This is a genomic window from Agromyces mediolanus (genome assembly GCF_044917495.1).
Taxonomy (GTDB): domain Bacteria; phylum Actinomycetota; class Actinomycetes; order Actinomycetales; family Microbacteriaceae; genus Agromyces; species Agromyces mediolanus_B.
Window position 1 is genome coordinate 81,329 of sequence record NZ_JAVSSI010000001.1, and the last position, 25,558, is coordinate 106,886.

Annotated in this window: 18 protein-coding genes and 1 pseudogene; 9 read left to right on the forward strand and 10 right to left on the reverse strand. The window is 74.6% G+C overall.

All coding sequences use genetic code 11. The annotated features are described in order from the left end of the window. The first annotated feature begins 38 nt into the window (after positions 1-38). Complete coding sequence (locus ROT00_RS00405; RefSeq protein WP_404771482.1) at positions 39-1,445, forward strand: MFS transporter; 1,407 nt, start codon at positions 39-41, stop codon at positions 1,443-1,445. Further along, positions 1,442-2,971, forward strand: a complete 1,530-nt coding sequence (locus tag ROT00_RS00410) for a pyridoxal phosphate-dependent decarboxylase family protein (protein WP_404771483.1) — start codon at positions 1,442-1,444, stop codon at positions 2,969-2,971. The genes ROT00_RS00405 and ROT00_RS00410 overlap by 4 nt, the downstream gene beginning before the upstream one ends. Before the next feature lie 62 nt (positions 2,972-3,033). On the opposite strand, the gene ROT00_RS00415 is transcribed toward ROT00_RS00410, so the two are convergent. Genes ROT00_RS00415 through ROT00_RS00425 form a run of 3 tightly spaced genes read right to left on the reverse strand, consistent with a single transcriptional unit; the run spans position 3,034 to position 6,068 of the window. Then, positions 3,034-4,242: an Mrp/NBP35 family ATP-binding protein gene (locus tag ROT00_RS00415; RefSeq protein ID WP_404771485.1), complete on the reverse strand. Its 1,209-nt coding sequence runs from the start codon at positions 4,240-4,242 to the stop codon at positions 3,034-3,036. Beyond that, positions 4,229-4,747, reverse strand: coding sequence for a DUF1003 domain-containing protein (locus ROT00_RS00420; protein WP_404771486.1), 519 nt, complete (start codon positions 4,745-4,747; stop codon positions 4,229-4,231). Before ROT00_RS00420 ends, ROT00_RS00415 begins: the two co-directional genes overlap by 14 nt. Then, positions 4,734-6,068 carry a magnesium transporter MgtE N-terminal domain-containing protein gene (locus ROT00_RS00425; protein WP_404771488.1) on the reverse strand — a complete coding sequence of 445 codons (1,335 nt, stop codon included), beginning with the start codon at positions 6,066-6,068 and terminating at the stop codon, positions 4,734-4,736. The genes ROT00_RS00420 and ROT00_RS00425 overlap by 14 nt, the downstream gene beginning before the upstream one ends. A gap of 116 nt (positions 6,069-6,184) precedes the next feature. Here ROT00_RS00425 and ROT00_RS00430 point away from each other — a divergent pair, with 116 nt between their 5' ends. Beyond that, entirely contained in the window at positions 6,185-7,039 is an 855-nt protein-coding gene (locus tag ROT00_RS00430; protein WP_404771489.1) for a YflT domain-containing protein, read from the forward strand. A 162-nt stretch (positions 7,040-7,201) separates the two neighbouring features. Here ROT00_RS00430 and ROT00_RS00435 read toward each other — a convergent pair whose 3' ends face one another. Together ROT00_RS00435 and ROT00_RS00440 are read right to left on the reverse strand one after the other, a co-directional pair. Next, positions 7,202-8,776 (reverse strand): aminopeptidase P family protein, encoded by a 1,575-nt coding sequence (locus ROT00_RS00435; RefSeq protein WP_404771491.1) that lies wholly within the window; start codon positions 8,774-8,776, stop codon positions 7,202-7,204. An 80-nt stretch (positions 8,777-8,856) separates the two neighbouring features. Next, positions 8,857-9,876 (reverse strand): endonuclease/exonuclease/phosphatase family protein, encoded by a 1,020-nt coding sequence (locus tag ROT00_RS00440; RefSeq protein WP_404771492.1) that lies wholly within the window; start codon positions 9,874-9,876, stop codon positions 8,857-8,859. Between the two features lie 151 nt (positions 9,877-10,027). On the opposite strand from ROT00_RS00440, the gene ROT00_RS00445 reads away from it, so the two are divergent. Beyond that, the gene (locus tag ROT00_RS00445) at positions 10,028-10,897 is read left to right on the forward strand and encodes a PHP domain-containing protein (protein ID WP_404771493.1); all 870 of its coding nucleotides are present in this window, start codon (positions 10,028-10,030) and stop codon (positions 10,895-10,897) included. Between the two features lie 123 nt (positions 10,898-11,020). Here the strand turns inward: ROT00_RS00445 and ROT00_RS00450 are convergent, their stop codons facing one another. Beyond that, positions 11,021-12,526: a DEAD/DEAH box helicase gene (locus ROT00_RS00450; protein WP_404771495.1), complete on the reverse strand. Its 1,506-nt coding sequence runs from the start codon at positions 12,524-12,526 to the stop codon at positions 11,021-11,023. 157 nt (positions 12,527-12,683) lie between these two features. Between ROT00_RS00450 and ROT00_RS00455 the strand changes: the two genes are divergently transcribed. Then, positions 12,684-13,400, forward strand: a complete 717-nt coding sequence (locus ROT00_RS00455) for a ferritin-like fold-containing protein (RefSeq protein ID WP_404771497.1) — start codon at positions 12,684-12,686, stop codon at positions 13,398-13,400. A gap of 79 nt (positions 13,401-13,479) precedes the next feature. Here ROT00_RS00455 and ROT00_RS00460 read toward each other — a convergent pair whose 3' ends face one another. Together ROT00_RS00460 and ROT00_RS00465 are read right to left on the reverse strand one after the other, a co-directional pair. Next, positions 13,480-13,788, reverse strand: coding sequence for a hypothetical protein (locus ROT00_RS00460; protein WP_404771498.1), 309 nt, complete (start codon positions 13,786-13,788; stop codon positions 13,480-13,482). Position 13,789: 1 nt separating this feature from the next. Beyond that, positions 13,790-14,014 (reverse strand): DUF3107 domain-containing protein, encoded by a 225-nt coding sequence (locus ROT00_RS00465; RefSeq protein WP_404771499.1) that lies wholly within the window; start codon positions 14,012-14,014, stop codon positions 13,790-13,792. Positions 14,015-14,106: 92 nt separating this feature from the next. Here ROT00_RS00465 and ROT00_RS00470 point away from each other — a divergent pair, with 92 nt between their 5' ends. Together ROT00_RS00470 and ROT00_RS00475 are read left to right on the forward strand one after the other, a co-directional pair. Then, the gene (locus tag ROT00_RS00470) at positions 14,107-17,226 is read left to right on the forward strand and encodes a PD-(D/E)XK nuclease family protein (RefSeq protein WP_404771501.1); all 3,120 of its coding nucleotides are present in this window, start codon (positions 14,107-14,109) and stop codon (positions 17,224-17,226) included. Next, on the forward strand, positions 17,223-20,675 hold the full coding sequence (locus ROT00_RS00475; RefSeq protein ID WP_404771503.1) for an ATP-dependent DNA helicase: 3,453 nt from the start codon (positions 17,223-17,225) through the stop codon (positions 20,673-20,675). Before ROT00_RS00470 ends, ROT00_RS00475 begins: the two co-directional genes overlap by 4 nt. On the opposite strand, the gene ROT00_RS00480 is transcribed toward ROT00_RS00475, so the two are convergent. Then, the gene (locus ROT00_RS00480) at positions 20,594-21,964 is read right to left on the reverse strand and encodes a phosphotransferase (RefSeq protein ID WP_404771505.1); all 1,371 of its coding nucleotides are present in this window, start codon (positions 21,962-21,964) and stop codon (positions 20,594-20,596) included. The genes ROT00_RS00475 and ROT00_RS00480 overlap by 82 nt on opposite strands. Positions 21,965-22,051: 87 nt before the next feature. Between ROT00_RS00480 and nudC the strand changes: the two genes are divergently transcribed. Next, positions 22,052-23,008, forward strand: a complete 957-nt coding sequence (gene nudC / locus ROT00_RS00485; RefSeq protein WP_404771507.1) for an NAD(+) diphosphatase — start codon at positions 22,052-22,054, stop codon at positions 23,006-23,008. Next, positions 23,005-24,789, forward strand: coding sequence for an ATP-dependent helicase (locus tag ROT00_RS00490; RefSeq protein WP_404771509.1), 1,785 nt, complete (start codon positions 23,005-23,007; stop codon positions 24,787-24,789). Before nudC ends, ROT00_RS00490 begins: the two co-directional genes overlap by 4 nt. On the opposite strand, the pseudogene ROT00_RS00495 reads toward ROT00_RS00490, so the two are convergent. Further along, positions 24,773-25,522 (reverse strand): annotated as a pseudogene (locus ROT00_RS00495) (TOMM precursor leader peptide-binding protein); the annotation flags it as partial. The gene ROT00_RS00490 and the pseudogene ROT00_RS00495 overlap by 17 nt on opposite strands. Between the last annotated feature and the right edge of the window lie 36 nt (positions 25,523-25,558).

The following is a 25,558-nucleotide window of genomic DNA, read 5'->3' on the forward strand; positions in this document are numbered from 1 at the left end:
CTGTCCCACTTCGGACCGGGATGCCCTATGCTGCCTCCATGCCCGCACCGGAGCGAACGCTGTCGCGCGGTGTCGTCACCCGCTACGCGATCGGCTCGATCGGCACCGGCGGCTTCGCGACGCTGCCCGGACTCGTCCTCGTCTACTACCTGACCGACACCCTCGGCGTCGCCGCGCTCGCCGCCGGCGCCGTGGTCACCGCCGCGAAGGTGTGGGACGTCCTCATCGATCCGTGGATCGGCGGCCGCAGCGACCGCGCCCTCGTGACGAGCGGCACGCGCCGGCGCGGCATGCTGATCGGCGCGATCGGCCTGCCCATCGGCTTCGCGCTCACCTTCGCCGTCGTCCCCGGCCTCGGACCGGTCGCCTCGGGGGTCTGGGTGTTCCTCGCCTTCCTCGCGACGGCGACGTTCTTCAGCATCTTCCAGGTGCCCTACATCGCGCTGCCGGCCGAGCTCACCTCCGGTTACGACGAGCGCACCAGGCTGCTGACCTGGCGCGTCGTGGTGCTGACGATCGCGATCCTCCTGTTCGGGGCCGGCGGTCCCGAGCTCCGCGGCGCGTTCGGCGACGAGCACCTCGGCTACCTCGTGATGGCGGTCGTCGCCGGACTCGTGATCGGTGCGGGCATGCTCGTGGCGACGACGATCGCGCCGCGCCGCCGAGGCATCCCGGGCATCGCCGACGCCCCCGCCGCGGCGCCCGCCGCCCCGTCGCCCGGCGCGCTCGCCGGCTATCGCGAGGGCGTCGCCGCGCTCCGTCGGAGCGCCCCGTTCCGCGCGCTCCTCGGCGCCTTCGTGCTGCAGGGCCTCGCGACCGGCCTGATGCTCGCCGGGGCGCAGTTCGTCGCCACCTGGGTGCTGCGCGACGAGCAGGCCGTGACCCTGCTGTTCGTCTCGCTCATCGCCCCCGCCGTGCTCGTCACCCCGCTCTGGCAGCTCGTCGCGAGACGCGTCGGCAAGGAGCGCGGCTTCGTCGCCGCGAGCGCGCTGTTCACGATCGCCGCGCTCAGCATGATCGCCCTCGTCTGGGCGCCCGGGCCCTGGGTGTACCTGCCCGTCGCCGTCGCGGGCGCCGCCTACGCGGGGATGCAGTCGCTGCCCATGGCGATGCTCCCCGACGTCATCTCCCACGACGCGAGTCGGAGCGGCCTCGACCGCGCCGGCAGTTTCGGCGGCGTGTGGACGGCGGGGGAGACTGCCGGAATGGCGCTCGGCGCCACGGTGCTCACCATCGTGCTCGCGCTCACCGGCTATCTCGAGTCGACCGCGGGCGTCACCGTCGAGCAGCCCGACTCGGCCGTCGCGGGGATCGCGATCGCCTTCAGCATCGTGCCCGCGGTGCTGGTCGCCCTGAGCCTCCTCGCGCTGCGCGGCTACCGCCTCCGCCGCGAGGACATCGACGCCGGCGCCGCCCACGCCGGCGAGGAGAGGACCACCGCATGAGCTTCCAGCACGGCCCGGATGAGGTGCTCGCGCGCCTCGCCGCGCTCCGCGAGGGCGACGCCCCGACCCACGGCGGCCGGGTGCTGTCGTACGTCTACGACTCCGGGCGCGAGGAGCTCGACGAGCTCGCCGCCGCGGCCGCCCGCCTCGTGCAGCCCGTGAACGGCCTCGACCCGACCACCTTCACCTCGGTCGCCGTCATGGAGCGCGAGCTCGTCGGCTTCGCCCGCCGCGCGTTCCACGGCGACACCGACGTCGTCGGCTCGGCCACGTCCGGCGGCACCGAGAGCTGCCTGCTCGCCGTGAAGACCGCGCGCGACGTCTGGCGCGCCGCCGGCGGCACCGGCCGTCCGCGGCTGGTCGCCCCGTCGACGGTGCACGCCGCGTTCCACAAGGCCGCCGAGCTCTTCGACCTCGAGCTCGACCTCGTGCCCGTCAGCGCGTACGACGGGCGGCCCGATCCGGCCGCGTTCGGCGAGCGGCTCGCGCCCGACGTCGCCCTCGCCGTCGTGAGCGCCCCCTCGTACCCCTTCGCCTCCCTCGACCCCGTCGCCGAGATCGCCGCGCTCGCCGACGCCGCGGGCGTCGCGCTGCACGTCGACGCCTGCATCGGCGGCTTCGCCCTCGCGTTCTGGCCCGAGCCGCTGCCCGCCTGGGACTTCCGCGTGCCCGGCGTCACGAGCCTCTCCGCCGATCTGCACAAGTACGGCTACGCGCCGAAGGGGGCGTCGGTGCTGCTCACCCGCGGGCGCGACCGGCAGCGGCACCAGTACTTCGCGACGACCGGATGGCCCGGCTACCCGGTCGTGAACCCCACCCTCGCCGGGTCGAAGCCGGCCGGACCCCTCGCGGCGGCCTGGGCGATCACGCAGACGCTCGGCGTCGACGGCTTCGCCGAGCTCACCGCGGAGGCCGCCCGCGCGACGGCCGCGGTCATCGACGCCGTCGCGGGCATCGAGGGCCTCCGCATCGTCGGCGAGCCCACCGGTCCGCTGCTCGCCGTCGAGTCCGACGTCGATGTCGAGCCCGAACTGCGGGTCGATCCGCACCGCTGGGCCGACGCCGCCCTCGCCGCCGGCTGGCAGCTGCAGCTGCAGCCCGGCTTCGCGCAGCCCGGGGGAGCGGCCCTGCCCCGCACCGCGCACCTGACGATCACCCCGGTCACCGAGCGGGTGCTCGGAGAGCTGCTGCCCGCGCTCGCGGGGGCGGCGGATGCGGTGCGCGGCCTGCCGCCGATCGACGGGGCCGCGGTGCTCGGCGAGCTGCTCGCGGCCCGGCCCGAGCTCGGCGCCGCGCTGCTCCCGGGCGGCGACGGCTCAGGTGACGCCGCCGGCGGCGCGTTCCGGCTCGGTTCCGACGAGGCCGCCGGACTGCTCGGCTCGCTCGGACTGCTCGGCGGCGAGGAGCCGCTCGCGACCCGGCTCGCCCCGGTGCTCGCGCTCGTCGAGGTGCTGCCGCGCGAGCTCACCGAGCGCCTGCTCGTGGAGCTGCTCGCCCGCGCGGTCGAGCCCGTCGAGGCATCCTGACCCCTGCCTCTCCACGTGCCCGACTCTCGTGAGCGTCGGGCACGTCGTGGATGCGGGGCGGCTCAGCGCACCGAGACGTCGAGCCGGCGTCCGGCGAGATCCCGCGGGCGGGCGGCGATCGCCCCCGCGAGCTGCTCGATCGCCCGGGCGGCCGGGTCGTCGGGCACGGCGTGCACGACCGGGTCCCCGGCATCCCCGCCTTCGCGCAGCGCGACCGAGAGCGGCACGCTCGCGAGCAGCGGCACCGGGGCATCCTGCCCCTCTGAGAGCCGCCGCGCGACCTCCGCGCCCCCGCCCGAGCCGAACAGCTCGAGCACGGTGCCGTCCGGGCCCGCGAGCCCGGCCATGTTCTCCACGACGCCGATGATGCGCTGACCCGTCTGCCGGGCGACCACGCCCGAGCGTTCGGCGACGTCGGCGGCGGCCGGCTGCGGCGTCGTCACCACGACGACCTCCGCGTTCGGCAGCAGCTGGCCGAGCGAGATCGCGATGTCGCCCGTGCCCGGCGGGAGGTCGACGAGCAGCACGTCGAGATCGCCGAAGTACACGTCGGTGAGGAACTGCGACAGCGTGCGGTGCAGCATCGGACCGCGCCACGCCACCGCGACCGAGGAGGCTCGCTGGCCGGGCTCCGTGGGCTCGATGAACATCCCGATCGAGATCGTCTTCACCCCGTGCGCGACCGGCGGCAGGATCATCTCGTCCACCCGCGTCGGCTTCGTGGCGCTGCCCTCGGCATCGACGAGGCCGAGCAGCGCGGGGATGGAGAAGCCGTGCACATCGGCGTCGACGAGTCCCACCGCGAGGCCGCGCGCCGCGAGCGCGACCGCGAGGTTCGCGGTGATCGTCGACTTGCCGACGCCGCCCTTGCCGCTCGTGATCGCGATGACGCGGGTCAGGGTGCCCGGGCCGAAGGGGTTCCCGCGGGGCCGGCCGGCGCGGAGGCGCTCGGTGAGGGCGCTGCGCTGCTCGGGGGTCATCACCGTGAGCTCGACGTCGGCCTTGCCGGCGCCGGCGACCGACTCCGCGGCGGCGCGGACGTCGCGCTCGATGCGGTCGGATGCCGGGCAGCCGACGATCGTGAGACGAACGACGACGCGCACCCGCCCAGCCTCGTCGGCGGTCACCGACTCGATCATGTCGAGCTCGGGCAGCGGCCGGCGGATCTCCGGGTCGGTCACGCCGCCGAGGGCGGCCGCGACCCGGCGCTCGAGTTCGGCGGACGCGGACGCGGGCGCCGACCCCGGTGCCTCCGCGTCAGGATGCGGCATGCTCCGCCTCCTCCTCGTCGCGGCGGTCGAGCTCGTCGAGGATCTGCCGCAGCTCCTGACGGATGAACTCCTTCGAGGCGAGCTCCTTCACCGCGAGCCGCAGGGCCACGACCTCGCGGGCGAGGTACTCGGTGTCGGCGAGGTTCCGCTCGGCGCGCTGGCGGTCCTGCTGGATCTGCACGCGGTCGCGGTCGTCCTGGCGGTTCTGGGCGAGGAGGATGAGCGGGGCCGCGTAGCTCGCCTGCAGCGACAGGATGAGCGTCAGCACCGTGAAGCCGAACGCCTGCGAGTCGAAGCGCCACGACTCGGGGGCGTAGCTGTTCCACATCAGCCAGGCGACGCAGAACACCGTGAGGCCGAGGAGGAACCAGGGCGTGCCCATCGCGCGCGCCACCCACTCGGTGAAGCGGCCGAAGCGGTCGCGGTCGCCCGACAGTCGGAAGGGCGACGATCGCAGCATGCCCTTCGGGGTCTCGAATCGCCGGTCGTCGTCAGCGCGTGCCATCGCCTGCCCTCCTTCCGTGCGGGATGGGGATGCTCCCCGTGGTCAGCTGCGCACGGGCGGTCGCCCGGCGAGTGAGTTCGTCGCCGTCGTCGGGATGACTTCGCCAGTCGTCCGGAAGCAGGTAGTCGAGCACGTCATCGATGGTCACCACCCCGACGAGTCGGTGCTTCTCGTCGACGACCGGGACCGACACGAGGTCGTAGCTCGCGAGGATGCGGCTGACCTCGGCGGCCGAGGTGTCGGCCCGCACGGGCTCGAGGCCCTGGTCGATGAGCGATCCGAGGCGCTCGTGCGGCGGGTAGCGGAGCATCCGCTGGAAGTGCACCACCCCGAGGAAGCGCCCGGTCGGCGCCTCGTACGGCGGGAGGGTGACGCAGACGGCGGCGCCGAGCGCGGGCGGCAAGTCGTGCCGGCGGATGAGCGCGAGCCCCTCGGCGACCGTCGCGTCGGCGGAGACGATGATCGGCTCCGTCGTCATGAGTCCGCCCGCGGTGTCGGGCCCGTAGGAGAGGAGGAGGCGCACGTCCTCGGCCTCCTCGGGCTCCATCAGCTCGAGCAGGTGCTCGCCGCGCTCCTCCGGGAGCTGGGCGATGAGGTCGGCGGCGTCGTCGGGCTGCATGCGGTCGAGGACGTCGGCAGCGCGGTCGTCGCCGAGACCGGCGAGGATCGTGACCTGCTCGGACTCCGGCATCTCCTCGAGCACGTCGGCGAGACGCTCGTCGGGGAGCTCCTCGGCGACCTCCTGGCGGCGCTGCGGGGGCAGATCGAGCAGGGTGTTCGCGAGGTCGGCCGGCTTCAGCTCGGAGTAGGTCGCGATGAGCTGCTCGGCGGACTGCGCCTCGCCGGGCGCGTTCGCCTCGCTCACCTCGCGCCAGGTGACGTAGGCGGACTGCCCCTTCGCGAAGGGGGAGGCGCTCGCCTTCGGGCGGCGCACGAAGAGCTGGTCGACCTCCCACTCGCCGGGCTCGCGCTCCTCGATCGCGACGTCCTCGATGGTCGCCTGGCCGCTGCCGTCGTTGAACGAGACCTTGCGGCCGAGCATCTCGGCGATGACGCGAACCTCGCCGCCGCGCTGCTCGAAGCGGCGCAGATTGATGAGGCCGGTCGTGATGACCTGGCCGCCGCCGATGGACGTCACCCGCCCGATCGAGAGGAACACCCGGCGTTTGCCCGGGACCTCGACGATGAGCCCGACCACCCGGGGCGGGTCCGATTTGCGGTACACGACGAGGACATCGCGCACGCGGCCGACCCGGTCGCCTGCGGGGTCGAACACGGCGCACCCGGCAAGTCGGGCGACGAAGACTCTCGTGGCGCTCACGGATACCAACCTAGTCCCCGGGCCTGAGCGCGGCGGCGAGGCGTGTTCGCTCCGGGCGCGTGCGTTCCGGGTACGGTTCTCCGACTCATCCGGGGTCTGCGTGGGACAATGGCGCCATGAGCAGCCCTTCGCCGTTCGGCGGCCGCATCGCCCAAGCGTTCCCGACCCTGCCCAAGGGCGAGACCGTTGCGAGCTACGAGACCTACGCGGAGGCGCAGGCGGCGGTCGACCGGCTCGCGAAGGCCGAGTTCCCGGTGAAGGAGCTGGCGATCGTCGGCACCGATCTCACGAGCGTCGAGCGCATCACCGGCAAGCTCACCTGGGGCCGCGTCGCCGGTGGCGGGGCGCTGTCGGGTGCGTGGTTCGGCCTCTTCCTGGGCCTCCTCTTCTTCATCTTCGCGCCGAGCGGTCCGACCCTCGGCATCCTGGGCGCCGCCGTGCTGATCGGCGCCGGGTTCGGCATGGTCTTCGGGCTCGTCTCGTACTCGATCAACCGCCGCCGCCGCGACTTCACCTCGGTCATGCAGGTGCTCGCCACGCGCTACGCGATCATCGCCGAGCCGCAGCACGTCGACCGCGCCCGCAACGTGCTCGGCGTCGACGCCCCGGCGGCGGTGCCGCCGGCGACCGGCTGGTCGTCGGGCTGGTCGTCGCGCGACGCCTCGGCGGAGCGTCCGGCCGAGAGCGCAGCCCCGACGACGGATGCCGGAGCGGCGGCGCCGGGCGCAGGTGGCGCGGGCGAGACCGCACCTGCCGCACCCGAGGAGGGGCGTCCGCTGACCTACGGCGAGGCGCTGGATGCCGAACGCCGGGCCCGCGCCCGCGAGGCCGCCGCCCGTGCGGCCGAGGAGCGGGCCGCGCGCGAGGCGGCCGCCGCGGCGGCATCCGCTGAGGCATCCGAGCCGGCCGAATCCGCGCCGGAATCGACGACCCAGCCGCCGAGCGGCGACGCCGAGCGCCCGCGCGACTGACCGCGGGGCCCGGCCGCGCGAGCGTCCCGGCGTCGACCATCGCCCTCGGCGCCGTCACCGAGGCGGGCGAGTCGCACGACGAAACGGGCGGCGCGCCGGATCAGGACGACGCGCCGCCCCGATCATCGTGCGACTCGCAGCCGGTATGGAGCCCGCGCGGGATCAGCCGCGGGCGCCCTGCACCCAGGCCTCGACCTCCGCGACCGTGCGCGGGATCGCCGAGGAGAGGTTGCGTGCGCCGTCCGCCGTCACGACGATGTCGTCCTCGATGCGGACGCCGATGCCGCGGAACTCCGTCGGCACCGTCAGATCGTCGGGCTGGAAGTACAGGCCGGGCTCGATCGTGAACACCATGCCCTCCTTCAGCTCGCCGTCGAGGTAGAGCTCGCGCCGCGCCTGCGCGCAGTCGTGCACGTCGAGGCCGAGGTGGTGGCTCGTGCCGTGCACCATGTAGCGGCGGTGGAACTGGTTCTCGGGCTGGAGGGACTCCTCGGCCGACACCGGCAGGAAGCCCCACTCCGCGGTCTTCCGGGCGATGACCGCCATCGCCGCGGCGTGCACCTCGCGGAAGACGACACCCGGGCGGACGATCGCGAACGCGGCGTCGGCCGCCTCCAGCACCGCCTCGTAGACCTGGCGCTGCACGGCGCTGAACTCGCCGTTCACCGGGAAGGTGCGGGTGATGTCGGCGGTGTAGTAGCTGTCCATCTCGACGCCCGCGTCGAGGAGCACGAGGTCGCCCGGCACGACGGGGCCGTCGTTGCGGGTCCAGTGCAGGATGGTCGCGTGCGGGCCGGCCGCGGCGATCGAGCCGTAGCCGATGTCGTTGCCCTCGAGCCGGGCGCGGGTCGCGAAGACGCCCTCGATGACCCGCTCGCCGCGCACCTCGCTCGTGATGCGCGGGAGCTCCTGCAGCACCTCGGTGAAGCCGCGCTGCGTCGCGTCGACCGCCGCGGCGAGCTCGGCGAGCTCGAACTCGTCCTTCACGAGGCGCAGCTCGCTGAGCGCCCGGGCGAAGTCGGCGTCGGGCTCGTGCTCGCCGCCGACCTCGAGCGAGAACGGGGCGTCCTGCGCGTTCTCGCTGAGCGCGCGCTCGGCGGCGAAGCGGATCCGCGCGTGGTCGATGCGCTCGGTGACGGCGGAGTCGGCCTCGCGGACGATGAGCGTCGCCGTGTCGGTCGCGTCGACGACGGCGTCGAAGCCCGCGAGGTCGGCGGCGTCGAGCGCGAGCTCGGCGGCCACGTGCGCGACCGACGGGCGGGCGCCGATCCAGAACTCGCCGATGGCGGGGTTCGCGTAGAACTCCTCCGAGTCGCGGCCGGCGCGCTCGCGGAAGTAGACGGTGGCGTCGTGGCCCCCGTCGCCGTTCGGCTCGAGCACGAGCACGGCGCCGGGCTCGCTGTCGGAGCCCCAGCCCGTGAGGTGCGCGAAGGCGGAGTGCGCCCGGAACGGGTAGTCGGTGTCGTTCGCGCGCTGCTTCATGTCGCCCGCGGGCACCACGAGGCGCTGCCCCGGGAACTGCGCGGAGATCGCGGCGCGGCGGACCGCGGCGTAGGACGCCTGCGGGCGTGCGGCGGGGAGCGCCTCGTCGCGCTCGGCCCAGCCGTTGCCGATGAAGGTCTTGAAGCCCTCGGAGCCGGGGGTGGTGGAACGGTTCGCGTTGCGCCCGCTCTGCTCGTCGGTGTGGTCGCCCGCGCCCTCGGGCGCGGTCGTCGTCGAAGTGTCGCTCGTGGCCATGGCTCCATTCTCGCACCACGGACATGGGTGGCGGCCGGACGGATTCCGACGGCGGATGCCGCCCCGGAACGCGCGCGCGGCTAGCCCGCGGTGCGGACGAGCGAGGCGACGACCGGGCGGTGATCGCTGCCGGAATCGTCGAGCGATTCGACGACGCGGAACGACTCGACCCGCCAGTCGGGCGTCGCGAGCACGTGATCGATGGGGCTGCCGAGGAGGGCGGGCACGTCGGTCGGCCAGGTGCCGAGGCCCGCCGCCCCGGCCGCGGCGGCGGCATCCGCGCAGCGGCCCAGGTCTCCGCCGTCGCTGCCGAGCCCGGCGAAGTGATCGAGGGTCGCGTTGAAGTCGCCCGCCATGATGACGTTCTCGCCGGCGCACTGCTCGGCGATCCAGCCGAGGTCGCTGCGCCAGTTGCGGAGCTCCCAGCGCACCGGGGCGACCGCGTGCACCGCGACGATCGTCGGCCCGTCGCCGTCGACGGGCACGGCGACGAGGGAGGGCACCGTGTTGGTGTTGTCGGGCGGCCCCGGCCAGTCGGGCGTCGTGACGGTGTACTCGCCGAGCGCGCTCGACACCAGCAGGGTCGTCGACCTGGCCTTCGCGATGTCGTCGAACGCCTGCCAGTGCACCCACATGGGGCTGCCCCCGTCGCGCATCGCGAGCGCGACCTCCTCGCCGAACGGCTCCGTCGTCTCGGGGAGCACCACGATGTCGGCGCCGCGGTCGAGCGCGAGCTGCGCCACGACGGAGGCGTCGGGCTCCTCGCCGAGCGTGTTCCACGCGAGCACGGTGACGGCGTCGGGGGAGGAGGCGTCGGAGCCGCCGATGCCGCGGACGCCGAGCACCGCCGCGTTCGCGCCGGCGAACAGCAGGCTCACGGTCAGCATGGCGACGGCGAAGCGACGGGCCCGGCGGCCGATCGCGATCAGCGCGAAGACGACCGCCACGAGCACGCCCACGAGCGCGCCGGCGCCGCGCAGCGCGACCACGTGCGCGGCGATCCACTGGTCTTGCAGTCCGACGCCCTGCGGCCACACCAGCACGGCGCCGATGACGGCGGAGGCGAGCACCAGGAGCCAGCCGAGGAGACGGAGCAGCATCCCATCAACGATAGGGGGCGGGCCGCGCCGGAGCCGGGGCATCCGCCGCATGATCACTGGGAGTCGGCTGAGGTGCGCCGCTGTGGAGGAGGGATGCCGCGCCCGCCGCCGCGCGCGGCGTGGCCCGCTCTCGCGCGGATAGCATGGAGGGATGGCCGAACCCCCCGCCGCCGCCCTCGAGGCCGATCTGCACGTGCACTCGACGGTGTCCGACGGCACCGGGGCACCCGCGCAGCTCCTCGTGGAGGCCGCCGACGCCGGGCTGCAGGCCATCGCGCTCACCGACCACGACTCGACGGCGGGCTGGGCGGCCGCCGCGGCCGCGGTGCCCTCGACGGGCGTCGCACTGATCCCGGGCCTCGAGCTGTCGACGCGCGAGGGCTACCACAGCGTGCACATGCTCGGGTACCTCGTCGACCCCGACGATGCGGCGCTCGTCGCCGAGACCCGGCGCATCCGGGAGTCGCGCCTCACCCGCGCGGAGCAGATCGTGCGGCGGATCTCCCGCGACTACCCCCTCACCTGGGACGACGTGCTCGCGCACTCCGCGGAGGGCGCCACGATCGGTCGCCCGCACATCGCGGACGCGCTCGTCGCCCGCGGCCACGCGCCCGATCGCTCGGCCGCGTTCGCCGGCATCCTGCACCCGCGCTCGGGCTACGCCGAGCCGCACTACGCGCCCGATCCGATCACGGGCATCCGCCTCATCCGGGAGGCCGGGGGCGTGCCGGTGCTCGCCCATCCGGGCACGCGGGGCTCCGACGCCGTGATCGCGCCCGGTCGGCTCGCGCAGCTCGTGCAGGCGGGCCTCTTCGGCCTCGAGGTCGACCACCCGGAGAACGACCCCGCCGCGCTGCCGCGACTGCGCGAGCTCGCTGCGCGCTTCGACCTCGCGATCACCGGGTCGAGCGACTACCACGGCGAGGGCAAGCCGAACCGGCTCGGCGAGCAGCGCACCGCGCCCGAAGTCGTGGCGCGGCTCATCGCCGAAGGTCGGGGGAGCAGCCCGGTCGTGCCCTGACGGGCTTCGGGCGCCACGCGACGTGCCGCCGCATCCGGCCGAGCATGGTCGGCGACCGCCCGGCGCCGCAGACGCCGAGACGCCGGGCGCCCTGCGGGCACCCGGCGTCTCCGTGCTGACTCGTTACGCCTGAGGCGCGGCCTGGCTCGCGCCGGCTCCGCCGCCCGAGCTGCCGCCGCGGCGACGACGACGGCGGCGCGGAGCCGCATTGCCGTCGTGGTGCTCGCGGCCCTTGCCGTCGTGGGTGCCCGTCCCGACCTCGCGCGGCGCGCCGTCGCCCGACTCGGCGTCGCCGCCGGTCGAGCTCGAGGCCTCGCCGCCGCCGGCGACGTCCTGGCCGCCGCGGGTGCGGCGACGGCTGCGGCTGCTCCGCGGCGCGCGCTCGGCGTCGCCCTCGGAGCGGCCCGCGGTCGCCGAGCGGTTCGCCTGCGCGGCCGGAGCGGCCGGCTTCAGACGGCCCTTCGTGCCGGCGGGGATGTCGAGGTCGCTGTAGAGGTGCGGGCTCGACGAGTAGGTCTCGGTCGGCTCGGGCTGCCCGAACTCGAGAGCGCGGTTGATCAGCGCCCACTTGTGCAGGTCGTCCCAGTCGACGAAGGTCACCGCGATGCCGGTCTTGCCGGCGCGGCCCGTACGGCCGGCGCGGTGCAGGTACGTCTTGTCGTCGTCGGGGATGGTGTGGTTGATGACGTGCGTCACGTCGTCGACGTCGATGCCGCGCGCCGCGACATCCGTCGCGATGAGGACGTCCTTCTTACCGGCCTTGAACGCGGCCATCGCGCGCTCGCGCTGGTCCTGGTTCAGGTCGCCGTGGACGGCCGCCGCGTTGAACCCGCGGTCGTTCAGCTCCTCCACGAGCTTCGCGGCCGCGCGCTTCGTGCGGGTGAAGATGACCGTCTTCCCGCGGCCCTCGGCCTGGAGGATGCGGGAGATCACCTCGTCCTTGTCGAGCGAGTGCGCGCGGTAGATGACGTGCTTGATGTTCGCCTGCGTGAGGCCCTCGTCGGGGTCGTTCGCGCGGATGTGGATCGGCTTCGACATGAAGCGGCGGGCGAGGGCGACGATCTGCCCCGGCATGGTCGCCGAGAAGAGCATGGTGTGGCGCGAGGCCGGCGTCTTCGAGAACAGCTTCTCGATGTCGGCGAGGAAGCCGAGGTCGAGCATCTTGTCGGCCTCGTCGAGGACCATCTCCTGCACCTCGCCGAGCGAGAGCAGGCGCTGGCTCGCGAGGTCGAGGAGGCGGCCCGGGGTGCCGACGACGATCTGGGCGCCCGCCTTCAGCTGCTCGATCTGGCCCTCGTACGCCTTGCCGCCGTAGATCGAGACGATCTTCGTCGGCCGGTTCGAGGTGGCGAGCTCGAGGTCTTCGGTCACCTGCACGGCGAGCTCGCGGGTCGGGACGACGACGAGCGCCTTCACCCCGGGCTCCGGGTCGTCGCCGAGGCGCTGGATGAGGGGGAGGCCGAAGCCGAAGGTCTTGCCCGTGCCGGTCTTCGCCTGGCCGATGATGTCCTGGCCGGAGAGGGCGAGCGGGATGGTCTGCTCCTGGATGGGGAAGGCATCGACGATGCCCTTCCCGGCGAGGGCGTCGACGATGTCCGACGCGATGCCGAGCTCGGTGAATGTGGTCAAGAGGTTCTGCCTTGTCGTGTGCGTTCGCTGCGCGAATCATGGGGTGCGCCCTGCATTCGTCCACAGGCGCACGGCCGCGGGTCCATCGCCCGCGAGCCCATTAAGACTAACGGAGGCTCGCCGTGAGCCCGTGCAGGCTGCCGATAAGCTGTCGCACGTGGTCTTCTGGTTGAAGCGGCGCACGCCGCGCGCTGAGGCGCCCCGGCTGCGCCCGCGGGTCGCCGCGACCGAGTTCGCGCGGGTCGATTTCACCGAACTGGTGCCCGACCCGCTGCCCTTCCTCGGCCAGGCCGCCTCGCTGCAGCTCGCCTTCTTCGAGTCGCTCGCGAAGGCGGTCGCCACCTCGCCCGACCTCGTGTCGAAGGAGGGGCTCTCGGTCGCCTCGGGCGAGGCGCTCGCGAAGCACCACGCCCTGACCGAGGAGCTCCGCCGCGCGGACGCGGATCCCGCAGAATACCTCGCGATGTTCGCCGTGGCGACCGATCACTTCCGTCAGCTGACGAGCGGGGCTGACTGGCACGAGCTCCTGCTCGGCATCCACCTCACCTCGGGCATGCTCGACGACTTCTTCCTGCGGCTCGCCGACGGACTGCCCGCGGATCTGGCGCGGCGCGTCCGAGGCATCCTGAGTGACCGGCAGGGCGCGGTCGTGCTCGAGAACCTGCTGACGCAGGCCATCGCGACCCAGCCCGGGCTCGCCGACCGGCTCGCGCTCTGGGGCCGCAGTCTCGTGGGCGACACCCTGCTCGTGGCGCGGAAGGCGCTCGAGGCCGCCGAGCCCGAGGCTCGCCACGGCGACGACGTCGAGCCGGTCTTCACCGAGCTGATCGCCGAGCACACGCGCCGGATGGATGCCCTCGGGCTGACCGCCTGAGACGCGGCGTTCCCGAGGCGCGGGCTAGCTGAGACGCGGCCGACCGGCGACGCGGTGGGCCGGCTGGGACGCGGGCGGCTCAGGCCTTCGCGCCGGCTCCGGGCCGGGCGAGGCGCTCGAACAGCGCGGCGTCGTGGCGCTCCCGGCTCGGGCCGATGAAGAGCGCCGCCAGCGCCGAGACGACGCCCGCGGCGACGAGCGACGCGACCCAGATCCATCCGCCGTCCCAGGCCCAGCCGAGCCAGGTGAGCCCCACCCAGACGACGGCCGCGACCGCGGTGCCGATCGCCGGGATCAGCGCGACGCCGTGCGTCGCGCGCCCGGGCAGCGCATACCGTGCCGCGAGGCCGAGGATGGCGCCGCCCAGGGCGACGAACAGGAGCTCCATGTCAGGCGACGAAGCCGACGCGACGCGACTCTTCGGAGCCGATCTCGACGTAGGCGAGCGCGGAGGCCGGGATCACGTAGACCGTGCCCTTCTCGTCGCTCAGGCGAATCGAAGGCGACTGCCCGGAGAGGGCCGCGGTGACGGCCTGCTCGACCTCGGCCGCGGTCTGCGCGGCCTCGAATCCGAGTTCACGGGGGGAGTTCTGGATGCCGATGCGAACGTCCACTGTGCGCCTTTCTCGTCGTGCTCTCACCCTATGACACCCGGCCTCGGCGCTGCTTCGCGTTCACTGTCGGCGGAACGGGTTAGCGTGGCCGCATGCCCCGCCCCGAAGCCCTCGTCGAGCAGCCAGCGCTCTTCACGGACGACACCTTCGCGGGCCTCGAACTCGAGCGGCTCGGCACCGAGCGGTCGGCGGCCGTCTTCGGCGCCCCGGGCTCCGGAAAGACGAGTCTCGTGGTCGAGCTCGTGGCCCGGCGCATCGAGGGCGGCTACGCGGCCGACGAGGTGCTCGCGCTCGCCGCGACCCGCACCACGGCGAGCCGGCTCCGCGACCGCATCGCGGTCCGCCTGGGGGCGACGACCCGCGGCCCGCTCGCGCGCACGGCCAACTCCCTCGCGTTCCAGCTGGTGCGCGCGTACACGGGCGAGCCGGTGACCCTCCTCACCGGCGCCGAGCAGGACCAGATCATCGCCGAGCTGCTCGAGGCCGCCGAGGCCGACGGCGACGGCCCCGAGTGGCCGTTCGAGACCCGGGTGCGCGCCCTCCGCGGCTTCCGCACCGAGCTCCGCGACCTGCTCATGCGCGCCGTCGAGGAGAACATCGACGGCGCCGCGCTCACCCGGCTCGGGCGCGCCGCCGACCGCCCCGAGTGGGTCGCGGCCGGGCAGTTCCTCGCCGAGTACACCGAGGTGAAGGAGCAGCTGCGCGGCGAGCAGTTCGACTCGGCGGAGCTCGCGGCGTTCGCCGCCGCCATCGTGCAGCGGAGCCTCGTCGACGACCACGCCGCCGCGGCGCTCGGCACGCTGGAGCGGCTCCGGCTCATCGTCGTCGACGACGCCCAGGAGGCCACCGCGGCGACGGCCGCCCTCCTCGCCGCGTTCGCCGCCCGCGGGGTGCACGTCGTCGCGCTCGGCGACCCCGACGTCGCGAGCAACGGCTTCCGCGGCGGCCGCCCGGAGCTGCTCGGTAGCCTTCCCGCGCTCCTCGGGCGTCCCGCGGAGCGGCTGGAGCTGCCGCAGGTGCACCGGGGGCGCCCCGAGCTCCGGCGCCTCGTGGCCGCGGTGACCGGGCACATCGGCGCCGCGCTCGGCGGGGGGCACCGCGCCGCGACGCTCCCGGCGGGCGAGGGCGGCGAGCGGCTCGCGCCGATCCTCGGCATCGAGGCGTCGTCGCACGCGAGCGAGTGCCAGCAGATCGCGGCGCTGCTGCGCGAACGCCATCTCCTCGACGATGTGCCGTGGTCCCAGATGGCGGTCGTGCTGCGCTCGGGTGCCGACGCGCCCGCCTTCGAGCGCGGGCTCGCCCTCGCCGACGTGCCGACCGCCGGCGCCCTCGTCCGCACCGCCCTCCGGGACGCGCCGGCCGCCGCCGCGCTGCTCCGGGCGGCCTCGCTCGTGCTCGATCGCGAGCCGCTCACCGCAGAGCTCGCGGTCGAGCTCCTCACCGGTCCGATCGGCCGACTCGATCCGATCGGGCTCAGGCGGCTCCGGCTCGCGCTGCGGCACGAAGAACTCGCCGCCGGCGGCGACCGCACGGGCGACGAGCTGCTCGTCGACGCGCTCTCGGCGCCGGGCGGCTTCACGACGATCGATGCCGCGGCGGGCCGTCGCGCGGCGCGGTTGTCGCGCGTGCTCGCGGCGGCCCGCGTGCGCGTCGGCACGGGATCGACGATCGAGGAGATCCTCTGGGCGCTCTGGGATCGCAGCGGCCTCGCCGACGAGTGGGGTGCGCAGGCGGCGGGCACGGGCGTGCTCGCCGAGGAGGCGAACCGGGCCCTCGACGCCGTCGTCGCGCTGTTCTCAGCGGCGCAGCGCTTCGTCGAGCGCACGCCCGGGGCGCCCGCGGTGCGCTTCGTCGAGGAGCAGCTCTCGAGCGAGCTGCCGGAAGACTCCCTGGCGCCCCAGCGCTCCGCCGAGTCGGTGTTCGTCGGCACGGCGCCCGCACTCATCGGCCGCGACTTCGAGGTCGTGGTCGTCGCCGGACTGCAGGAGGGGGTGTGGCCGAACCTGCGCCCCCGGGGCACCCTGCTCCACGCCGCCCTCCTTCCCGCGGCGGCAGCGGCGTCGCGCTCCGGGCAACCGCTGCCGGCCGTCGACTCGGCCGCCGATGCGCGCGCCGCGGTCCGCAGCGACGAGCTCCGGCTCTTCGCGCTCGCCGCGAGCCGCGCCACCAGACAGCTCGTGCTGACGTGCACCGCGAACGACGACGAGCAGCCGTCGATGCTCATGGGCTACGCGGAAGAGCGGGTGGCGCCGCGTCGCCGCCCGCTGCACCTGCGCGGGCTCGTCGGCGCCCTGCGCCGCGAAGCGGTCGCCGAGCCCGGCGGCGAGGCGCCGCCCGCGTTGGCGCTGCTCGCGGAGGCCGGCGTCCCCGGGGCGCATCCCGAGGAGTGGTACGGCCTGCGCCCGCCGTCGAGCACCGCGCCGATCGTCGATCTCGCGGCCGACCCCGAGGCATTCGTGCCCGTCTCGCCCTCGCAGATCGACCGCGCCGAGGAGTCGCCCCTCGGCTGGTTCATCGACCGCGTCGCCTCGCCGCCGTCGGGGCTCGCCGCCTCGATCGGCACCATCGTGCATGCCGTCGTCGAGGAGGCCGGGGCGAGCGGGGAGACCTCGCTCGAGAAGCTCTGGACCGGGGTGGAGGCGCGGCTCGAGACGCTCCGCTTCGAGGCCGGCTGGGTGGCCGAACGGGAGCGCCGCGGTGCGAAGCGGATGGTCGAGGGCGCCGCCGACTACCTCGCGCAGTTCCACGACGACGCGAAAGTGCTGCTCGGCGCCGAGGGGCGCTTCACGCTCGAGCTCGGGCGCGTGCGGCTGAGCGGCACGATCGACCGGGTCGAGGCCTCGCCCGACGGCACGACCGTCATCGTCGACCTGAAGACCGGCCGCACCCCGCCGACCGCCGCCGAGACGGCCGCCCACCCGCAGCTCGCCGCCTACCAGCTGGCCGCGCGGCACGAGCGGGTGCCGAACCTGGGCCGCCTCGGCGGGGCGAAGCTCGTGTACCTCGCCCGGCCGCTCCGCGGCGCCGCGTACACGGAGCGCGCCCAGCAGCCGTTCGACGAGGCCGACGAGCAGTCGTTCCGCGAACGCCTCGACGCGGTGGCCGAGCTGATGAGCGGGGCGAGCTTCGAGTCCCCGGTCGAGATCGGGCCGCGCTCGCGCTTCGGCGCGTGGCACTACCGCGTGCACCTCGTGCCGGCGGTGTCCGCGTGATCGCCGCGGCCGAGATCGCCGAGCGCCTCGGGCTGCACCCGCCGACGGAGGAGCAGCGGGCGGTCATCGAGGCCGATCCGAGCGGTCGCTCGCTCGTCGTCGCCGGCGCCGGCAGCGGCAAGACCGAGACGATGGCCAATCGCGTCGTGTGGCTGCTCGCGAACGGGCACGTCCAGGTGCCGGAGGTGCTGGGGCTCACCTTCACCCGCAAGGCAGCGGGGGAGCTCGCCGAACGCATCCGAGCCCGGGTCGGGCAGCTCGTCTCCGAGGGCATCGCCGAGCTCGACCTCGACCCGCTCGAAGCTGCGACCGTCTCGACCTACAACGCCTTCGCGAGCGCCATCTACCGGGAGCACGCCCTGCTGATCGGCCGGGAGCCCGACGCGGCCGTGCTCGGCGAGGCATCCGCCTGGCAGCTCGCGCGTTCGATCGTCGCCGCGGCGGCCGATCCGCGCCTCGTCGAACTCGACGCCTCCCTCGACAAGGTGACCGGTGCGGTGCTCGGCCTGAGCCGCGCGCTCGGCGAGAACGTCGCCGATGCGCGCGACGTGCGGGCGATGGCGCGGGAGTTCCTCGCCATGGGCGACCTGCCGATCGGCGCGCCGCGGAAGCGCACGCCCTACGACTCCTTCGTCTCCGCGCTTGGAGCCGTCGACGCACTCCCTCCGCTGCTCGAGCTGGCCGAGGCCTACGCGGAGGCGAAGCGCACGCGCGGCTACGTCGAGTTCTCCGACCAGGTCTCCCTCGCGCTCGAGATCTGCACCGCCCACCCCGAGGTCGCGGTCGCGCACCGGGAGCGGTACCGCACGGTGCTCCTCGACGAGTACCAGGACACGAGCGTCGTGCAGACGCGCTTGCTGGCGGCGCTCTTCCGCGGGCACTCGGTGATGGCCGTCGGCGATCCCGACCAGTCGATCTACGGCTGGCGGGGCGCGAGCGCCGCGAACCTGGCGCGCTTCGGCGGCGACTTCCGGGGCGACGACGACGGCGCTCCGTCCGCTGCGGCGGAGGCGGTCGTCTACGACCTCTCGACGAGCTGGCGCAATCCGCGCATCGTGCTCGACGCGGCGAACACGATCATCGAACCGCTCGACGGCGGCATCGACAAGGCGCCGCTCGCGGCCTCCCCGTTCGCGGGCGACGGCGTGCTCGACTGCGCCTGGGCCGAGACGATCGACGAGGAGGCCGAGCACATCGCGCGCTGGTTCGCCGAACGCCTCGGCCACGCGGATGCCTCGAGCGGCTCGTCGTCCGCGGGCGACCGAGCCGACGGGAACGCCGGCGCACGGGGCCGGGGAAGCGTCCCCGCCCCGTCGAGTCGCACGGGCGCGCTGCTCTGCCGAACCTTCGCGAACGTCGACGTCTTCACGGCCGCCCTCCGCCGGCACGGCGTGCCGGTGCACGTCCTGGGGGTGGCGGGACTCCTCGACCAGCCCGTCATCGCCGACCTCGTGAGCACGCTGCGCGTCCTCCACGACCCGACGGCGGGCGCGGAGCTCGTGCGGGTGCTCGGGGGCGCGCGCTGGGCGATCGGCCCGGCCGATCTCTCCGCGCTGGCCGGGCTCGCCCGCTGGCTCGTCGACCGCGACCAGTCGATGCGCCGCCTCGACGACGGCGTCCGCGACGGGCTCCGCGCCTCCATCGCGGCCGAGGAGTCGCCGTCGATCGTCGACGCGCTCGACTTCCTGCTCTCCGCACCGGGCGAGCACCGCGCGCTCGCGGCGTTCACCGCGGAGGGGCTCGCACGGATGCGCCGCGCCGGCGCGCAGTTGCAGTCGCTCCGCCGCCGCGCCGGACTCGGGCTCGTCGACTTCGTGAGCCTCGTGCAGCACGAGCTGCTGCTCGACGTCGAGGTCGCGGCGAACGCCGACCAGCCGCTCGGCGCGCCGAGCCTCGAGGCGTTCGACGAGTTGCTCGCCGGCTTCGTCGACGTCGCCGAGCACCCGAATCTGGGCGCCTTCCTCGGCTGGCTCACCGAGGCCGAGCAGCGCGACCGGCTCGCACCGCGCCAGGACGAGCCGGAGCCCGGCGCCGTGCAGGTGCTCTCGATCCACGGCTCGAAGGGGCTCGAGTGGGATGTCGTCGCCATCCCGCGGCTCGTCACCGACGAGCTGCCCGGCAAGCCGCGCTCCGCCAAGGGCTGGCTGGCGTTCGGCGAGTTGCCGAACGAGTTCCGCGGCGACCGCGACGAGCTGCCCGAGCTGATGTGGCGCGGCGTCCAGAGCCAACTCGAGTTCGACGAGGCGGTGGCCGGGTTCGCCGAGGAGAACCGCGAACGCCACGCCGAGGAGGAACGGCGGCTCGCGTACGTCGGGCTCACCCGCACGCGGGACGAGCTGCTGCTCACCGGCTCGTGGTGGGCCTCGCAGAAGCAGCCGCGTCAGCCGAGCGTGTTCCTCCGCGAGCTCGTCGCCCACGGGCTCATCCCGGCCGCGGCGCTGCCGGATCGGCCGGAGGCCGACGAGAACCCGCGGGTCGTCGGCGACGAACGGGTGAGCTGGCCGCTCGATCCGCTCGGCCGGCGGCGGCTGGGCGTCGTCCGCGCCGCCGATGCGGTCCGCGCCGCGGCCGAGGGGCCGAGCGGTGCGGGCATCGGCCCCCGCCTCGGCGAGCAGCTCCGGCTCCTCCTCGAAGAGCGCCGTCGGCGCATGACCGGCGAGGCGGCCCCGGAGATCCCGGCGCGCGTGCCCGCGTCCCGCTTCAAGGACTATCTCGACGATGCCGCGGCCGTCGCCGAGCAGCTCCGGCGCCCCATGCCGCAGCGGCCCTATCGGGCGACCCGGCTCGGCACGCTGTTCCACCGCTGGGTCGAGCATCGCTCGACCGGGGAGGTCGAGGCCAACTCGCTCGACTGGGACGACGCGGCCGGCGACGACGAGCTGATCGTCTGGCCGGACGCGGAGGCGGAGGCCGAGGCCGGGGCCGGGGCCGGGGAAGGCCGGGCCGGGGCCGCGGGCGAGTCCGGCGAGCCCTTCCGTTCGGTGGGCTCAGCGCTCGTCGACGGCTCCGCGGCGCGCTTCGCCAAACTGCAGGCGACGTTCGAGGCATCCGAGTGGGGGCAGCGCCGGCCGAGCGCCGTCGAGCTCGAGCTGCACCTGCCGCTCGACGAGCACGTGTTCGTCTGCAAGCTCGACGCCGTCTACGACATCGAGCCCGACAGCGAGCTCGGCCGCCGGGGCCTGCGCCACCAGGTCGTCGACTGGAAGACCGGTCGGGCCCCGCAGGGCGCGCGCGATCTCGAACTCCGGCAGACCCAGCTCGCGCTGTACCGCCTCGCCTACGCCAACTGGGCGGGCGTTCCGCCGGAGCAGATCGACGCGGTGTTCTACTACGTCGAGGACGACCGGCAGATCCGCCCCGACCGCCTCTACGACGAGGCGGAGTTGCGTCGGGCCTGGTCGTCGGCGCTCCGCTCGGCCGAGGCCTCGGCGGTGTCGTCGCCGTCCTGAACCGCGTCCTGAACCCCGTCGCCGTCCTGAACCGCGTCGCCCCCCTGCGGATCGCCGGGCCCGCCCGGCGTGAGCCGCTCGCCCGGCACGGTCCGCTCGTCCGGGACAGTCCGCTCCGTCTCGCCGTCCTCGCGGTCGGGGGCACCCGCGGGCGCGGCGTCGCCCCAGTCGCTGAGGTCGAGCGGGATGGGTGCCGTCATCGAGGCATCCGTGTCGTCCTCGTCGAGTCGGCGGCGCAGCGCGGAGAAGTCGTAGCTGTCGGTGAGCATCGCGCCCGCCGGGTCCCGCTGGGCGTCGAGCTGCGGAGTGTGGTCGAGCATCCGCTCGACGTCGCCGACGGTGAGGATCGGGCCCGTCTCGGGGGAGAGCGGCTCGCTCGACCGGTCGTGCACGCTCTCGACGAGACCGTCGAGCATGCTGACGGCGTCGGCGATCGTCGCCTCGTCGCGCAGCTCGACGCCGTGCAGCAACCAGCGGGCCAGCTCGAGCTCGCCGTAGAGCAGCGCCCGCTGCGGGATGTGCGGGTCCGCGCCGCCCTCCCGCGCGATGAGGTAGGTCTCGAGCGCGCGCTCGGCCGATCCGCCGCGCGCCGTGAGCAGCCAGTGCAGATCGATCGCGGGGTCGCCCTGCCCGAGCTCCGACCAGCCGACGAGGCCGGTGACGGTGTCCTCGAGCACGAGGAAGGAGTCGGCGCCGAGCGCCCCGTTCACGACGGTCGGCTGGAAGCGCCACAGCGACTCGTCGTCGGTGGCCTCCTCCCAGCGCCGCAGGAGCGCAGCGGGAAGGTGGCCGGTGTCGGTCGCCCGCCCGATGAGCGCGACGACCTCCTCGCGCACCTCGGCGGGGGTGCGGCGCGGCAGGCCCGCCTCGCCGATGAAGCCGGTCGGCAGGTTGTGCACGGCGGCGATCGCCACGCCGACCGACTCCGCGATCGCGTCCGCACCGGTGAGTTCGTCGGCCGATCGGCCGAGTCCGGGCACGAAGGTCGTGACGACCCCGCGCGTCCCGTCGACGGGCGCCTGACCGACGTACTCCGCCAGCTCGAAGGGCAGCATCGCCCGCACGCCCTCGGTCAGCGCGTGCAGCGCCAGCAGGTCGGCGGACTGCTCGGTCTCGGCGCTCTGGTCGCGCGGCACCCGGATGAGCAGCTCGCGGTCGTCGCTCGACCGGAGCCGCACGGCGTCGTACGAGCCGTTCCCGTTGCGGGTGTGCACGCGGACCGCGCGGACCTCGAGGCCGGGGACCGCCGCCGTCGCCAACGCGGCTAGAGTGAGTGGGGGTCTGGCCATGGCACACAGCTTAAGCAGCCGACGCCTGTGACCGGGCGACCGCCACACCTTGCCGACGAGTCCGCGAGCGCCATGCGAAAGGTGGTCATGCCCGAATCGAGCCTTCCACCGCTGGCCCGCGCCGCGATCGATCGCGATGCCGCGGCGCGCACCGACCCGGAGCGCGAGGCCCGATTCGACGCGGATGCCGCGGCGCTCGTGCTCCCCGTCCACGACGGCAGGCTCCTGCTCGCCGAACGGGTCGACGGCTCCGCGCCCGCGCTCGGCCTGATCGCGCCGAGCGGGCTCCCGCGGGAGACGCTGCGCTGCTACCTCGGCCTCGTCGACGTCGGGGGAGACCGTCCGTCGCCGGTGGAGCTCCGCGTCTACGACGATGCGGCGGCCGCGGCGATCGAGGCGGAGGAGGGGCGCTGGGCGCTCCTGCGTCGGGCCGCCGCGCTCATCGACGACCGCGACCAGGCCCTCGCGACGGAGGCGGTCGCGCTCGCGGCCTGGCACGAGGCGCACCCGTTCTGCCCGCGCTGCGGCAGCGCGACCGAGGTGACGGATGCCGGCTGGGTGCGCCGTTGCCTCGCCGAGGACCGGCAGCTCTTCCCGCGCACCGATCCCGCGGTCATCGTGCTCGTCACCGACGACGACGACCGGGTGCTGCTCGGCTCGAACGCGCTCTGGGAGCAGCGCCGGTTCTCGCTCCTCGCCGGCTTCGTCGAGCCGGGCGAGCCGCTCGAGCACGCCGTCGTGCGTGAGATCGCCGAGGAGGCCGGGATCGCGGTCGACCGGGTCGAGTACGTCGCCTCCCAACCGTGGCCGGTGCCGGCGAGCCTCATGCTCGGGTTCCGGGCCCGGCTCGCGGCCGGCGCCGACCCGTCCACGGCGCGGCCGGACGGCGAGGAGATCCTCGAGCTCCGGTGGCTCTCCCGCGACGACGTCGCCGAGGCGGGCGAGGAGCTCTTCCTGCCGACCGGCACCTCGATCGCCGGCTGGATGCTCGAGCACTGGTACGGAGCACCGCTCCCGTCGGACGTGCCCTGGCCGAGCTCGTGAGCGCGGAGGACGAGCTCCTCGACGCCCTCGACGACGAGCAGCGTGTCGTCGCCGAGGCGCTCATCGGACCGGTGTGCGTGCTCGCGGGCGCCGGCACCGGGAAGACCCGGGCGATCACTCATCGCATCGCGTACGGCGTCGTCACCGGAGCGTACGACCCCGCGCGCGTGATGGCGCTCACCTTCACCTCGCGGGCGGCCGCGGAGATCCGCGGCCGGCTGCACGCGCTCGGCGCCGGCCGGGTGCAGGTGCGCACGTTCCACGCCGCGGCGCTCGCGCAGCTGAACCACTTCTGGCCGCTCGTCGCGGGCGGCGGCCCCGCCCCTCGCGTGCTGGAGTACAAGGGCCGGCTGCTCGGGCACGCCGCGGAGCGGCTCAAGGTGCGCGTCGACACCGCGACGCTCCGCGACGTCGCCGCCGAGATCGAATGGCGCAAGGTGTCGGGCCTCGGCCCGGCCGCGTACGAGACGCGGCTCGCGAGCCGCGGTCCGGCGGGCGGGCTGAGCGCCGAGCAGCAGCTCGCGCTCATGCAGGAGTACGAGCGGGTGAAAGACGAGCGGCGCTCGATGGACTTCGAGGACGTGCTGCTCGCGACCGCGGGGATGATCGAGTCGGAGCCGTCGGTCGCGATGCACGTGCGCGAGAGCTACCGGCACTTCGTGGTCGACGAGTACCAGGACGTCTCGCCCGCCCAGCAGCGCCTCCTCGAGCTCTGGCTCGGCGACCGCAAGGAGCTCTGCGTCGTGGGCGACGCGAGCCAGACGATCTACTCCTTCGCCGGGGCGAGCTCCGAGTACCTGCTCGGCTTCGAGCGCCGCTTCGACGACGCGACGGTCGTCCGGCTCGAACGGAACTACCGGTCGACCGCACCCATCGTCGGCACGGCGAACCGGCTGATGCGCGGTCGTCCGGGCGCGCTGCGGCTGGAGGCGGCCGCCGACGGCGCTGCGAGCCGCGCCGCGGCGAGCGGTCCGGCGGGACGGGGGGCCGCTCCCGAGCCGGTCGTCTCAGAGTTCGCCGACGACCTCGCCGAGGCGCGCGAGGTCGCGACACGGGTCCGCGCCTCGATCGACGCGGGCGTGCCCGCGGCGGAGATCGCGGTGCTGCTGCGCGTCAACTCGCAGTCGGCCCTGTACGAGCGCGTCCTCGACGAGGTCGGGGTGCCGTACCGGGTGCGCGGCGCGCAGCGCTTCTTCGACCAACCCGACGTGCTGAAGGCCGTGCACGCGCTGCGCGCCCAGGCGCTCGTCCCGAGCGACGAGCCGCTGTTCAAGTCGGTCAGCGACGTACTGCGCTCGCTGGGCTGGTCGGCGACGGCCCCCGAAGGCCCGGGTGCCGTGCGCGCACGCTGGGAGGCGCTGAACGCGATCGCCGGCCTCGTCGACGAACAGCCGCCCGGGACCACGCTGCGCCAGTTCGCCGACGAACTGCGCGCCCGTGCCGAATCGCACCATGAGCCGGCGGTGCAGGCGGTCACGCTCGCGACCCTGCACTCGGCGAAGGGGCTCGAGTGGGACGAGGTGCATCTCGTGGGCCTCAGCGAGGGGCTCCTGCCCATCGCGTACGCCAAGGGCCTCGACGCGATCGACGAGGAGCGTCGGCTGCTGTACGTCGGGCTCACCCGTGCGCGGCATCGGCTCGCGCTGAGCTGGGCGCGTCGCGGTCCGGTGGGCCGGGGAGAGCGGGAGCCGTCCCGATTCCTCCGGGAGCTCGACAGCCGCACTCCGGGTGCGGCGGGTGCCGCGACCGCTGCGGCAGCGCCCCGGACACCGGCACGCTGAGCGCCGCCTCGTCGAGGCATCCCGCCCGTCGGGCGAGCAGTCCGTCGACCGCCGCCGCGGCGTGCGCCGCCGCGACGGCGAGGGCGGCGGCGGGAAGCGGCGCGGCCGGCTGCGTCGCGAGCTGGGCGGCGACCGCCGGCCAGGCGGCATCCCGATCGCGGCGGTGCAGCTCGACGCAGCGGAGGCAGCCGCCCGTTCCGGGCCCCACGAACGGACCGACGCGGACGGCGCCGCCCTCGTGCACCACCGGCAGATGCGGGACGTCGCGGCGCAGCCAGCGGAGGTGGGCGCCCGGCCGGACGACCCAGGCGGCGGTGAGCACGACGGCATCGGGGCGCTCCGGGCCGTGCTGGGCGAGCACCGGCCGGAGCCCCAGCGCGGCGAGCGCCGACGCCGTCGCACGGGCGAGCTCGGGCTCGGCGTCGTCGATCGCGATGATCGGCGGCGCGAGGGATCGCTCGGCGCCGTCCTCCGGTCGGTGCGGAGCCGAGCTCTCCAGGAGCGCGGGGGAGAGCCGTTCAAGCAGCTCCTCGAGGCGATCGACGGGGATGCCGAGGGCCTGGACGATCGCCTGCAGCGCGGGTCGGCTCGCGCCCCGGGCGAGCAGGGCGAGCACGGAGTTCTCGAGTTCGCCGGGGTCGTCGATCACCACCGGCGGGTCGATCATCCCGAGCTGCAGCTCGCTCGTCGAACGCCAGACGAGGGGGAGCGCGGGATCGAGACGGAGGACCATCCCGAGAGCCTGTCGCACCCCGGCGGGGTCCGGCTG